Annotated in this window: 11 protein-coding genes and 1 other RNA gene; 5 read left to right on the top strand and 7 right to left on the bottom strand. The window is 69.3% G+C overall.

The window, feature by feature from the left end:
- Positions 1-24: 24 nt before the first annotated feature.
- From AMYAL_RS0115400 to AMYAL_RS0115410, 3 genes are all read right to left on the bottom strand, one after another.
- Positions 25-2001 carry a DUF6541 family protein gene (locus AMYAL_RS0115400; protein ID WP_020632201.1) on the bottom strand — a complete coding sequence of 659 codons (1977 nt, stop codon included), beginning with the start codon at positions 1999-2001 and terminating at the stop codon, positions 25-27.
- 62 nt (positions 2002-2063) lie between these two features.
- Entirely contained in the window at positions 2064-3362 is a 1299-nt protein-coding gene (locus tag AMYAL_RS0115405; protein WP_020632202.1) for a polysaccharide biosynthesis protein, read from the bottom strand.
- On the bottom strand, positions 3359-4375 hold the full coding sequence (locus tag AMYAL_RS0115410; RefSeq protein ID WP_026467101.1) for a glycosyltransferase family 2 protein: 1017 nt from the start codon (positions 4373-4375) through the stop codon (positions 3359-3361). The genes AMYAL_RS0115405 and AMYAL_RS0115410 overlap by 4 nt, the downstream gene beginning before the upstream one ends.
- 61 nt (positions 4376-4436) lie before the next feature.
- Between AMYAL_RS0115410 and AMYAL_RS0115415 the strand changes: the two genes are divergently transcribed.
- Together AMYAL_RS0115415 and AMYAL_RS0115420 are read left to right on the top strand one after the other, a co-directional pair.
- Positions 4437-5549 carry a UDP-N-acetylglucosamine 2-epimerase gene (locus AMYAL_RS0115415; RefSeq protein WP_020632204.1) on the top strand — a complete coding sequence of 371 codons (1113 nt, stop codon included), beginning with the start codon at positions 4437-4439 and terminating at the stop codon, positions 5547-5549.
- Positions 5550-5643: 94 nt separating this feature from the next.
- Positions 5644-5934, top strand: a complete 291-nt coding sequence (locus AMYAL_RS0115420) for a hypothetical protein (protein ID WP_157358208.1) — start codon at positions 5644-5646, stop codon at positions 5932-5934.
- Positions 5935-6203: 269 nt separating this feature from the next.
- On the opposite strand, the gene recR is transcribed toward AMYAL_RS0115420, so the two are convergent.
- Both recR and AMYAL_RS0115430 read right to left on the bottom strand, forming a co-directional pair.
- Positions 6204-6800: a recombination mediator RecR gene (recR, locus tag AMYAL_RS0115425; RefSeq protein WP_005166260.1), complete on the bottom strand. Its 597-nt coding sequence runs from the start codon at positions 6798-6800 to the stop codon at positions 6204-6206.
- Between the two features lies 1 nt (position 6801).
- Entirely contained in the window at positions 6802-7158 is a 357-nt protein-coding gene (locus AMYAL_RS0115430) for a YbaB/EbfC family nucleoid-associated protein (RefSeq protein ID WP_007035126.1), read from the bottom strand.
- An 89-nt stretch (positions 7159-7247) separates the two neighbouring features.
- Between AMYAL_RS0115430 and AMYAL_RS45905 the strand changes: the two genes are divergently transcribed.
- Positions 7248-8096 (top strand): N-acetylmuramoyl-L-alanine amidase, encoded by an 849-nt coding sequence (locus tag AMYAL_RS45905; protein WP_020632206.1) that lies wholly within the window; start codon positions 7248-7250, stop codon positions 8094-8096.
- Between the two features lie 30 nt (positions 8097-8126).
- Here the strand turns inward: AMYAL_RS45905 and AMYAL_RS0115440 are convergent, their stop codons facing one another.
- Positions 8127-10178 carry a DNA polymerase III subunit gamma and tau gene (locus AMYAL_RS0115440; protein ID WP_026467103.1) on the bottom strand — a complete coding sequence of 684 codons (2052 nt, stop codon included), beginning with the start codon at positions 10176-10178 and terminating at the stop codon, positions 8127-8129.
- A gap of 30 nt (positions 10179-10208) precedes the next feature.
- Between AMYAL_RS0115440 and AMYAL_RS0115445 the strand changes: the two genes are divergently transcribed.
- Complete coding sequence (locus tag AMYAL_RS0115445; protein ID WP_020632208.1) at positions 10209-11042, top strand: spermidine synthase; 834 nt, start codon at positions 10209-10211, stop codon at positions 11040-11042.
- Positions 11043-11304: 262 nt separating this feature from the next.
- Here AMYAL_RS0115445 and ffs read toward each other — a convergent pair.
- Positions 11305-11401: signal recognition particle sRNA small type (ffs, locus tag AMYAL_RS48200), an RNA gene on the bottom strand.
- 45 nt (positions 11402-11446) lie between these two features.
- Between ffs and AMYAL_RS0115450 the strand changes: the two genes are divergently transcribed.
- Positions 11447-12337: a serine/threonine dehydratase gene (locus tag AMYAL_RS0115450; protein ID WP_020632209.1), complete on the top strand. Its 891-nt coding sequence runs from the start codon at positions 11447-11449 to the stop codon at positions 12335-12337.

Raw genomic sequence — 12337 nt, forward strand, 5'->3', positions numbered from 1 at the left:
TGGACACTGGATCACTCTATCTTCTTACTGGCCGTGAGCGGTGTCGGACCCGGTGGTGGCGCCTGCGGCGACCACACCTTGCTGACCTTCGATTTCGTAAACGGACGCGTCGAGGTTGTGGAAGACGCGCTTGAAACCCGGAGTGATGTCGAGGCGCTGGAGCCCCACCGCGGACTGCGCGTTGGGGGCCACCTTGCCCTTGCCGACGAGCACGTAGCGCACCTTGAGATCGGTGAGCGCGGCACGCACCCGCGGCTCGCGGTTGATGTCGTTGAGGAAGACGCTGAGCCAGCCCGCCTTGGTGGTGAACTCGGCGCCGTAGTTGGTCCACTCGACCGGCTGGACCCCGGCGAGGGCGTACATCCACACCGAACCGTCGGCCTTGTCGTTCATGACGCGCTCGCCCGGCACGACGTGCTTCCCCAGCCAGTCGTAGGCCTCTTCCTCGCCCTTGCTGACCGAGGGGCCCTCGCCGTAGTTCATCGCGAGCCGCGCCGAGTTGCGGCCGATGTAGCCGCCGCGGCTCAGCACCGTGACCACCAGGCCGATCACGAGAGCACCCGCGACGAGGGCGGTGAACGGGTTCAGGTTCGGCCTGCGCTCGCCGATCTTCTCGGCGAATTTGCCCGACGCGGTGTGCACGAACTCGCCGAACGCGACGGCGCCCGCCAGCGGCACGAGCGCGCCGAGCCGCCAGTGGTCGTTGTAGAACGGGCCGGTCAGGGTGTGGATGAGCGGGGTCTCCAGCGAGATCGTCGCGGCGAACAGGCCGCCGAGGACGACGTACGCGCCGACCATCCAGAGCATCCGCCGGTGCCGGACCAGGAAGAACACCCCGATGATCGCCGGGATGCCGATCCACCACTGCGGGAACGACGCCATCGGCGAGAACGTGATGGTCTGCCCGAGCGCGCCGGACACGCTGGTCTCCGATGCCCAGTACGCGCTGGTCACGCCGCCCGCGTTGTAGAGCGCCGGCAGGACCTGCGGCAAGCCGAGCACGGCCGCCATCACGACCGTGGCCACCAGCGAGGCGGCGCTTCGGCGCCAGTCGATCTTCTCGAAGCGGAACAGCACCGCGAGCAGGATCAGCAGGAAGTAGACCATGATCACGAAGATCAGGCTGGTGTGCAGGCCAGCCAGCCCGGCGACGCCGACGCCGATCGCGATCGGACCGGCGATGCCGTTCGGCTTGAGCAGGAGCCGGGCGAGCGCGAGCATCGCGGGCACGAGCGCCACCCCGGCGACGTACGGCCAGAGCGGGCCGCGCCACAGCGAGTCGTACGGGAACGCGGTGAACCAGGTGGACACGGCCGCGGCGGCGGCGGTCGCGAGGACCGGCATGCGCCAGGCGCGGCACATCGCGGCGACCCCGAGCGGGACGGTCAGCACGACCATGAGCGCCGCCAGGTTCAGCGTCGGCATCATCGTCAGGCCGCCCTTGCCGAAGACCAGGGCGAGCAGCGCGTGGTAGGTGTCCGGGTAGAAGTAGTCGGTCTGGTTCGGCAGGTTGGCGATGGTGCCGACCGTCGACGCGCGCGCGTCGCCGTGCTCGGCGATCCAGCGGACCAGGTTGCCGTGGAACGGGGCGTCCCAGCCCTGCTGGACGTTCTCCAGGGTGTGCGAGCCGCGCAGGAAGGTGACCATGCCGACACCGAGGCCGACCACGACACCGGCGCCGATCAGCAGGTGGTCCCGGAGGGAACGCTTCGTCTCGTCGTCGTCTTCGTCCTCCGCCCAGTCCGCGTGACGCTTTGCGGTGAAGCGAAGGACCAGGAACGAGAGGGCGAAGCCGAGCACGGACAGCAGCAGGACCCACAGGCCGACGTTCAGCATGGTCCAGCGGATGCCGAACCGGCCGAGGATCGGGATGCCGATGGCGACGAGACCGAAGGTGAGCAGCGGAGCAGCGGCGGCGAGGGTCCACCCACGCAGCCTGATCGCGGCGCCGAAGACGAGACCCGGCAGCCAGAACGCCAGCAAGACCAAAAGAACGTTCATCGAATTCGCTGTCCAACCCTATTCGGCGTTACCAACGCCACCCCGTTCGTGGCGCGGCCACACTATCGAGACGTTTCGGACGGTCTCGCGTTGCCCGTCTCAGGCGTGCCTCTCACCACGAAAGACATGACGACCATGAGGCCGACCGTGGGACCGGCGGCGAGCCCGACGACGGCCCGCACGACGGTGTCACCGGGGAAGAACAGCAGGACCAGCGCGGTCGCGGCGACGACGGCGGCCCAGGTGATCAGCACCTTCGTGGCCTTGGCCTGCGCGACGAGGACGGCGGCGAGCAGCTGCATCGCGGCCAGCAGCACCGAAGACCAGACCAGTCCGGCCATCCACCAGGCCTCCGGGTCGTTCTTGGCGTCGTAGACGAAGCGCACCACCCACGGGCCGATCAGCCAGCCGATCAGCGCGCCGAGGGCCGCGAGTGCCAGCGCGCCCACCGAACCGAGCGCGAGCAGCCTGCGCAGCCGGTGCTTGCCCTCCTCGGTGCTGGACAGGCGCACCACGGTCGGGACCGCGAGGGCCTGGATCGGCGCCATCAGCGTGAGGGGTGTCCTGGCCACGAACAGGGCGACGAAGAGAACACCGAGCTTGTCCTTGTCACCGCCGGGCGCGAGCAGGTTGACCAGCGCCGGGTAGCCGGTGATGACGCTCGCGGTGAGTCCAGCGCCCGCGAGGAGCATCAGCATGTTCTTGACGATCGGCTTCGCGGGCTCGCCGGCGTCCAGCTTGGGGTCGACCAGGCGGGCGGCGCCGCGGGCGAAGAGCAGCCAGGCGAACGAGCCGGTCGCGGCGGCGACGGCGAACCAGTACACCTGGGTGAGCCCGGCGACCACCAGCGCGGCGACCACGAGGATCCGCACCGCGGCCTCGACCAGGATCAGCCACGAGTAGGACCGGACGTGGTTCTGTCCGATGAGCAGCCCGCGCGCGGCGAACTGGAAGGCGAACGAGACACCGCCGGCCAGCACGATCACGGCGAGCGCGAACTGGCCGCCGTAGACCTTGTCCGTGATCGGCGGGATCAGCGTGAACAGGGCCACGACGGCGACCGCGACCAGGCTGGTGACGAACGCGATCACGGCGGGCCGCCCGGCCTTGCGGCCTTCGAGCGCGGCGTGCGCGGACTGGCGCGAGATCTCCTGCTCCAGCGGAGACAAGGCGGCGCCCAGCCCCATCAGCATGCCCCAGAACGACAGAAGGACAGCGTTGTCAGCCGTCGACAGCGTCCGTCCCCAGACCACGGTGAGGACATAACCGAGCGCGATCGCGATCAGCAGGTAGACGCCGATGCGTCCGGCGGATTTCCCGGTGTCCTTCGCCAGTTTCTCGCTGCTCACCGCGGTGCTCATTTACGCAGCCGGGCACGCAGCGCCATGAAGAGGCCCCGGAGTGCTCCGGCGCCGAATCCGGCGGCGAACACCGGCGTGAGCTGGGCGACCGCCTTGGCCTCGGCCTTGGTCGCGCCGAACTTCGTCACCGCGAACCCGGCGGCCGTCGAACCGACGGCGGCCAGCGTCACAGCGGTCTTCGGGCGCTTCGCGGCCACACCGAGCCCGAGCACGCCGACGGCCATCGCGGCGAACAGGCCGTTGCGGGCGGGGCCGGGCGACGCGAGATACGAATCGACGAACGTGGTGCCGCGGAAATACGACTGCCCGATGAACTTCTTGAACGAATCGCGGCCGTGGTAGGTCGCGGAGAACTCGGGAGCGAGGAAGATACGGTGACGTTCGGCGATCCAACGCAGAACACCCGTGTCGTCACTGGCGAAACGGACGTCTTCGAAGAGTGACTCGAACGCGTTGGACGAATCCTCGAGAACGTCCTTCGGCGCGGAAAAGAATCCGGTGCCTTTCGGGAACACATCGAACTCTTCGATACCGAACGACATCAACCGCGGGTTCGCGCAATAACGGCGCCACGGGATCTTCACCAGCCCCGCCATGAATCCCGCATACGGATTGTGTTCGGACGCGACGTTGATGTGACCGTTCCACACCGTGCGCTCCGGGTGTTCGACGAGCTGGTCGCGGAGGAAGGTGAGCGAGCCGGAGTCCACGATCACGCGGCTGTCGAGCAGCAGGATCTGCCGCCCGGACGCCTTCGCGATCCCCGCCCGGCGTGCCTCGAACCGGCCGCTGTTCGGCTGGGAGAGGACCGTGATGCCGTACAGCTCCTGCAGCTTGGTGAGCTTGTCACCGGTGCCGTCGGTGCTGCCGTCGTCGACCACGACGACCTCGACCGGCCAGTTCGCCGCCTGAGCCGACGCGATCAGCGCGCCGACACTGCGGTCGATCCAGTTCTGCTCGTTGTAGACCGGGATCACGACGGACAGGGCCGGGAGGAGCGAATTCGCACTCACCCCGGCGAGGCTACCTTGCGCGGCCCACCAGTATCCTTCGGGCACCGCAGACCCCGACAGAATGGCTCTTCCGGTGATTTCCTTCATTCTCGGCACCACGGCGGAACTGATCAAAATCGCGCCGGTCTACCACGGCATCCTCGAACGCGGGGTCCGGCCGAAGATCTGGTTCACCGCCCAGCACGTCGACGAGGTCTCGGACGTGCTCGCCGACCTGAACCTCCCGGAGCCCGACGTCTGGCTCGTGCCGAAGGAGAAGGCGCACAACCTGGAGTCGCCCGCGCAGGTGCCGGGCTGGGCCGCGCAGGTGCTGCGGACCGCGTGGAGCCGCCGCGCCGAGCTGAAGGCCGCGCTGGTCGAGGACGGGCGTCCGCCGCTGGTGCTGGTGCACGGCGACACCTTCACCACGCCGTACGGCTCACTCATCGGGAAGCGGATCCTCAAGTCGCGGGTCGGGCACGTCGAGGCCGGGGCGCGGTCGGGCAGCATCATGTCGCCGCTGCCGGAGGAGCTGAACCGGAAGATCGCCGCGAAGATCGTCGACATGCACTTCGCGCCGAGCGCGCGTGAGGTGAACAACCTCCGCAACGCGCGCGGCGTCGTCGTCGACACCGAGGCGAACACCGCGATCGACGCGATGCGGCTGGCCATCAACGGCCCGCTCGACATCGAGGGGCTGCCGGAGAAGTTCGGCCTCGCCACCCTGCACCGCTTCGAGCTGGTCTCGCGCGCGGACAAGTACCGCGAGGCGCTGGAGATCCTGCGCGAGCAGAGCAAGCAGATGCCGATCCTCTACATGGCGGGCGCGCCCGAGCGCGAGAAGATCCGCGCGCTGGGCCTGGCGAACCTCTTCGACGAGAAGAACTTCATCATCCAGCCGAAGATGCGGTACCTGAAGTTCCTGCCGCTGGTCGCGCGCGCCGAGTACGTCGTCACCGACTCCGGCGGCCTTTCGGCCGAGTGCTACTACCTCGGCCTGCCGTGCGCCGTGCACCGCGAGCGCACCGAGACGCCGCAGCACCTCGGCGAGACCGTCGTGCTGACCGAGATGCGCGGGGACAAGCTGCAGAACTTCCTCGACACCTACCAGAACCGCCGCGGTGAGTCCTGGGTCGAGAAGTTCCACCCGTCGGAGATCATCGTCGACACCCTGGCTCGCCTGGGCTACTGCTGACGTTCCGTTTCAGGCGAGCCTGAAACCCTGACCGGCCGCCCGACCTGCCCATAAGGTCCTTCTCGATATCCATTTCTCACTGGGGAGAAGGAATTTGAGGAAGACCTTATTGGCGGCGATGGCCGTCACGTTCGCGCTGTCGGCTCCGGCCGTGGCGTTCGCTGAGCCCGCTCAGACCACCGCCCCGGAGCCGACCTCGGCCTCGGTGATGGTCCCTGGGTACTGGGTCAGCGCGGGCTTCTGGAACACCGAACAGGACTGCACCTATCAGGCGACGGTGGAGTTCAACCGCCACCCCGAGTACACCGACTACCTCTGCCGGCTGGAGAACACCGGCACCAGCGAGTACAAGTGGCACCTCTGGATGTGGGTCGGCGACGTCTGATCCTGCGGCTTGCCGAAGTCCGTGAAGGCCTCCTTCCCTACCTTCAGAGTAGGGAAGGAGGCCTTCACGGACTGCCGCCGATGAGGGCTCGGCGATCTCGGGCTCCGTAGTCGAAGCATGTCGCGAAAGCACTTTCGGGACGCCTGACGTCTCGAAAGTGGCTTTCGCGACACGTTCGCGGGCGACCGGCTCCCAGCCCTCCGGAATCGCGTGAAGGCCCCCTTCCCTACCTTGAGGGTAGGCAAGGAGGCCTTCACGGATTTTCGAAGCTAGAGAGCGCGGCGGCCGGAGAGGGCGCGTCCCAGCGTCAGCTCGTCCGCGAACTCCAGGTCACCGCCCATCGGCAGCCCCGACGCGAGCCGCGTCACGGTCAAGCCGGGGAAGTCGCGAAGCATCCGCACCAGGTACGTCGCTGTCGCCTCGCCTTCGGTGTTCGGGTCGGTCGCGATGATGATCTCGCTGATCTCCGCGCCGCCGATCCGCGCGAGCAGCTCACGCATGCGCAGCTGCTCCGGGCCGATGCCGGACAACGGGTCCAGCGCGCCGCCGAGTACGTGGTAGCGGCCCTTGAACTCGCGCGTCCGCTCGACGGCGAGCACGTCCTTGGGCTCCTCGACCACGCAGATGACCGTGAGATCGCGGCGGGTGTCGCGGCAGATCCGGCAGGTCTCCTGCTCCGAGACGTTGCCGCAGACCTCGCAGAACTGCACGCCTTCCTTGACCTTGCCGAGCACTTCCTGCAAACGCGCGATATCCGCGGGATCGGCCGCCAGCAGGTGGAAGGCGATCCGCTGCGCGCTTTTGGGACCGACGCCGGGCAACCGCCCGAGCTCGTCGATCAGATCCTGGACGACACCCTCGTACAAGCTAGCCGCCGAGCCCTGGGAAGCCGCCGAGGTCCGGCATCCCGCCGCCGAGGCCGCCGGCGAGCGGGCCGAGCTTCTGTTCGGTGAGCTTCTGCGCGTTGGCCGAAGCGTCCCGCACGGCCGCGACGACCAGGTCGGACAGGGTCTCGACGTCGTCGGGGTCGACCACCTTGGGGTCGATGGACAACGACTTGAGCTGGCTGTCGCCGGACACGGTCGCGGTGACGAGACCGCCGCCGGAAGTGCCGGTCACCTCCGTGTTGGCCAGCTCTTCCTGGGCTTCGACCAGCTTCTGCTGCATCTGCTGGGCCTGCTGCATGATCTGCGACAGGTCGAAGCCGCCACCGGGTTGCACCATGATCCGATCGGTCCTCTCCTGGAAAATCCTGTGCCGCCTACCAGCCTAGCCGTCACGCGTATGGCACCGTTGGCGCCGTGCGACGACGGATGGGTCTTGTGCTGGCGATCGGATTGACGCTGTTCGCGGCGTGCGGCGTGGACAGCGCCGCACCACCGGCGGGAAATCCTTCCGCTCCGGGGACCACCACGGTCTTCACCACCCTTCCGCAGCCGAGTTCCTCGCCGAGCGCGCCGCCGCCGTCGTCGAGCGCGCTCCAGCCGCCTCCGCCCACCCAGCAGCCGAAGACGGGCAAGGTCGTCGTGCTGGATCCCGGCCACAACGGCGGCAACGCGGCCAAACCCGGTGAGATCAACAGGCAGGTCCCGGCGGGGCGCGGCAAGACGAAACCGTGCAACACCACCGGAACCGCCACGAATTCCGGTTATTCCGAGCACGCGTTCACCTGGGATGTCACGCAGCGGATCTCACAAGCCTTGACCGCCAAGGGAATCAAGGTCGTCTTGACCCGGCAGAACGACACCGGCGTCGGGCCGTGCGTCAACGAACGCGCCGCGATCGGGAACGACGCCGAGGCGGACGCGGTGGTGTCGATCCACGCGGACGGCTCGAATTCCGCCGGAGCGCACGGTTTCCACGTCGCCTACTCGGCCCCGCCGCTGAACGCCCAGCAGGGCGAGCCGTCGATGAAACTCGCGACGGCGTTGCGGGACGGGATCCGCGCGGGCGGCTTCCCGACGTCGACGTACCTCGGTTCGAACGGGCTCGCGCCGCGCGCCGACCTCAGCGGGCTCAACCTCTCGACCCGTCCCGCCGCGCTCGTCGAATGCGGGAACATGCGCAACGCCGACGAGGCCGCGGCGATGTCGAGCGAAGAAGGCCGTCAGCAGTACGCCGCCGTCATCGCGAAGGCCATCGAGAACTACTTGGCGGGCTGACGTCCCGCGTTCCGTCCTCTGGACGCGGTGCTACTTGCGCTCGTCCAGCGGGCGGGCGTTGAGGTGGTCGGCGAGCAGCTTCCGCGCGATCTCCTCCGGATCCTCCTCCGGCGGGAGCGGCGGAGGAGGCGGCGCGGGGCTCGCGTCCTCGTTGTAGAGGTCCTCGTCTTCCTCGACCGGCTCGGGCGGGAGCGGGATGTCCGGCTCGGCTGTGGTCACCTTCGGCCGCTGGGGCTCCGGCTTCGGCGCTGGAGGCGCCGCGGGGGCGCTGGGCGCTTCGACGGACCGGCGGGTGAAGGACCGCTCAGCCGCGGGTGGCGGCGGCGCGGCCGCCTTGGGGACGGCGGCCTGCCGGGGCTGCGCGGCACCGTGGACGCACCGGACCTGCCAGTCCCCTTCGAAGACCGCCTTGAACGCGGCCGCGATGCGTTCGGTGTGCTGCGGCTCGGAAAGCCTGCGTGCCACGGGTTCCGCGTTGTGTGTGAGCGTGACGGCGTTGCCATCGACACTCACCACGCTCGCCTGCGTGAGCATCGCCCCGGTGACGGCGCCGCCGGGGACCTTGCGGATCGCGGCCTGCACCTGCGGCCAGCGACCGCGGATGCCGTCCACGTCCGTCGCGCCCGCCAAAGCCGCGGCAGGCGCGGGCGCGGCAGGGCGCTCGGCGACCGGCTCGGGCCGCGCCACCGGCTGGGCGACGGGTTGAGCGGTGGGTCGCGAGACGGGCTGGGGAGCCGGTGCGGCCTGCGGTGCCGGAGCGGGCGGCTGAGCGGGCGCGGCGGCTCGTTGCGACGGCCGCTGGAACTCCCGGACGGGCTCACCCGAGGGAGCGACGGGGGCAGGCGGCGCGGCCTGAGCGACCGGCGCGGCTTGGGCGGCTTGAGCGACCGGGACGGCTTGAACGGCGGCGGGCGCCGGAGCCGAAGCGGCGCGGCGCTCCAGCCGTTCGAGACGGGCGAGCAGCGCGTCGGTGCCCTCGGCGACCGAAGGCAGCAGCATCCGCGCCGTCAGCAGCTCCAGCACCAACCGGGGCGAGGTGGCGCCCCGCATCTCCAGGAGTCCATTGTGGACGATATCGGCGTACCGCGAGAGCGTGGCGGGCTCGAGTTTGCCCGCCTGCTCCTTCATCTTCTTGAGCTCGTCGTCCGGTGCGGAGACCAGCCCGCGCTCACCCGCGTCCGGCACCGAACGCAGCATCACGAGGTCGCGCAGGCGGTCGAGCAGGTCGGTGGCGAACCGGCGCGGGTCGTGCCCGGCCTCGGCGAGGTTCTCGACGGTGGTGAACACCGCGGACGCGTCGTCCGCGGCCAGCGCGTCGACCATGCCGTCGATGAGCGCGACGTCGGTGACGCCCAGCAGGGACACCGCACGCGAGTAGTCGACGCCGTCCGGCCCGGCTCCGGCCAGCAGCTGGTCCAGCACCGATTGCGTGTCCCGCGCCGAACCACCGCCCGCGCGGATGACCAGCGGGTACACGGCGGGCTCGACCTTCGCGCCTTCGTCCGCGACGTTGCGTTCGAGCAGTTCGCGCATGGAACTCGGCGGGATCAGCCGGAAGGGGTAGTGGTGCGTCCGCGACCGGATGGTGGGCAGCACCTTGTCCGGTTCGGTGGTCGCGAAGATGAAGATCAGGTGCTCCGGCGGCTCTTCCACGATCTTCAGCAGGGCGTTGAAGCCCTGCGTGGTGACCATGTGCGCCTCGTCGATGATGAAGACGCGGTAGCGCGAGTCCGCCGGGGCGTAGAAGGCCCTGTCCCGCAGTTCGCGGGCGTCGTCGACACCACCGTGGCTGGCGGCGTCGAGTTCGGTGACGTCGACACTGCCGGGGCCTTCGGGCGCGAGGTTCCGGCACGAGTTGCACTCGCCGCACGGATCCGGCGTCGGGCCCTTCGCGCAGTTCAGCGAACGCGCCATGATGCGCGCGCTCGACGTCTTGCCGCAGCCTCGCGGGCCGGAGAAGAGGTAGGCGTGGTTGATGCGACCGGCGGCCAGCGCGATGCGCAGCGGATCGGTCACATGCTCCTGCCCGACGACCTCGGCGAAGGTAGCCGGACGGTACTTTCGGTATAGAGCTAATGCCACGGCCGCGAGACTACCGGGAGGGCCCGACAGGTGAGACCGGTACCGACCCCCGGCACGTATCCGGTGCGCTTCGGCACCGCGGAGCTGCTCCATGACGCCGACCGCCCCAACGGCTGGATGATCTCGGTCGACGGCGTCGCCCAGTCGCACGTCAACCTCGACGATCCCACCGACCTCGAGTTCGACTACGTCCGCCGTATCGCCGACGTCGTCGACTGCCTCGGCGAAGGACCACTCGACGCGCTGCACGTCGGCGGAGCGGCCTGCACGCTTCCCCGCTACATCGCCGCCACGCGGCCTCGCTCACGACAGCTGGTGTTCGACGCCGACGGCGAACTCGTCGCGCTCGTACGCGAGCAGCTGGGACTGAAGGGGCTGAAGGTCCGTGTCGGCGACGGCCGCGAAGGCGTCTCCGCGAGGTACGACGCTTCGGCCGACCTGGTCATCGTGGACGCCTTCGAACGCGGAGTCCTGGCTGGCGGGCTCGCGACCGTGGAGTTCACGAACGAGATCGCGCGGGTCCTCCGCCCGGCCGGAACCTACGTCGCCAACGTCTCGGACGGCCCGAACCTGCCGTTCCTTCGCCGGTTCCTGGCGACACTGGCGACGTCTTTCCCCCACCTGGCCCTGCTCGCGGAACCGGGCGTCCTCCGGGGCCGCCGCTTCGGCAACATCGTGGTCGCCGCCTCGCGTATCGAACTCCCGGTCAAGGACCTGACCCGCCGTGCCGCGTCATCCGCCTACCCTGCCCGCTGCGTCGCCGGAAACGACCTACGCGACCTGCAAGGCAAGGCGAAACCCGTCACGGACGCCGAAGCCCTGCCGTCGCCGACCCCACCAAAAGACGTCTTCGGGATCTTCTAATGAGGGGAAAGGCAACGTGTCGTGGCATTGGGGACGACCGGGTATCGGGTGACTCGACGTCATGTCTCGAAGGCCCCCTGTGGGACGTTCAACGTCCTGAAGGCCCCCTTTGAGACATCCCGAAGTGCGGCCGAGGGCACCAGAACCCGGCAGGGCACTTTCGCCTTTCCCCTCAATAAACCGCACTCCGGTCGCCCGAGCGACCAACCGCGGGGGTCCGGAGGCGAAGCCCGCCGGGCAGGTTTGGGGTCGCACCCCGAAAATAAGGCGGATCCCGCGCACCCGTCAGAGCTTGCTTATCCTTGCTGCCTTCCGGCCCTGGGGAGGTTCACAAGATGGACGCCGCGCGGGATCCGAGGACCAGTGTAGTCACTCCCGTCCGGACATGGAGGACAGTGGGGGGTATGAGTACTCCGACCTGGGAAGATGTCCTGAAAGCCGCCGAAGCCGTCCACCCGTTCGTGCGACGCACGCCGGTGTTGCGCGCGGAGGTCGACGGGCGGCCGCTGGTCCTCAAGCTGGAGCATCTGCAGCGGAGCGGATCGTTCAAACTGCGGGGCGCGGTGAACGCGCTGGTGAGCGGGCCGTTGCCGGAGCGGGTGCTGACGGCGTCCGGCGGGAACCACGGGCTGGGTGTGGCGACGGCGGCTTCGCTGCTGAATCTGCCTGCGACGGTGTACGTGCCGGAGTCGGCTCCGCAGGCGAAGACGGCCAGGATCGAGGCCGCCGGCGCGAAACTCATCCGCCATGGCGCGACGTACGCCGAGGCGGCCGCGAAGGCGCTCGAAAGCGCCTCTGAGCCGGGGACGCGGTACTTGCACGCGTATGACGACCCCATCGTCGTCGCCGGTCAGGGCACCGTCGCGGCGGAAGTGGTCCAGGACGCGCCGGACGTCGACGCGTTCCTGGTCGCGGTCGGCGGTGGCGGGCTGGTCGCGGGGACGTCGCTGGCCGGGTTGCCGACGTTCGCCGCCGAACCGGAGCGGTGCCGTGCGCTCGGCGCGGCGCTGGAGGCGGGGGAACCGGTGGACGTGGAGATCGACTCGGTGGCGGCGTCCGCGCTGGGCGCGACCAGGATCGGGAGCGTCCCGTTCGCCGTGCTCCGCGATCGGGTGACGTCCGTGCTGGTCAGCGACGCGGAACTGCTCGCCGCGCGGGACCGGCTCTGGGAGGAGTTCCGCCTCGCCGTCGAACCGGCCGCCGCGGTCGGTTTCGCCGCGTGGCTGACCGGGCGGACCGAGGGCGAGCTGCCCTGCGTCGTCCTGTGCGGCGCGAACAGCGAGTGGACTCCCTGA

It is taken from the genome of Amycolatopsis alba DSM 44262 (assembly GCF_000384215.1).
Classification (GTDB): Bacteria; Actinomycetota; Actinomycetes; order Mycobacteriales; family Pseudonocardiaceae; genus Amycolatopsis; species Amycolatopsis alba.

What these genes read in the sequence shown, in the direction of transcription:
- AMYAL_RS0115400 (WP_020632201.1), bottom strand. Translation starts at nt 2,001, where the DNA reads ATGAACGTTCTTTTGGTCTTGCTGGCGTTCTGGCTGCCGGGTCTCGTC.
- AMYAL_RS0115405 (WP_020632202.1), bottom strand. Translation starts at nt 3,362, where the DNA reads ATGAGCACCGCGGTGAGCAGCGAGAAACTGGCGAAGGACACCGGGAAA.
- AMYAL_RS0115415 (WP_020632204.1), top strand. Translation starts at nt 4,437, where the DNA reads ATGGCTCTTCCGGTGATTTCCTTCATTCTCGGCACCACGGCGGAACTG.
- AMYAL_RS0115430 (WP_007035126.1), bottom strand. Translation starts at nt 7,158, where the DNA reads ATGGTGCAACCCGGTGGCGGCTTCGACCTGTCGCAGATCATGCAGCAG.
- AMYAL_RS45905 (WP_020632206.1), top strand. Translation starts at nt 7,248, where the DNA reads ATGGGTCTTGTGCTGGCGATCGGATTGACGCTGTTCGCGGCGTGCGGC.
- AMYAL_RS0115450 (WP_020632209.1), top strand. Translation starts at nt 11,447, where the DNA reads ATGAGTACTCCGACCTGGGAAGATGTCCTGAAAGCCGCCGAAGCCGTC.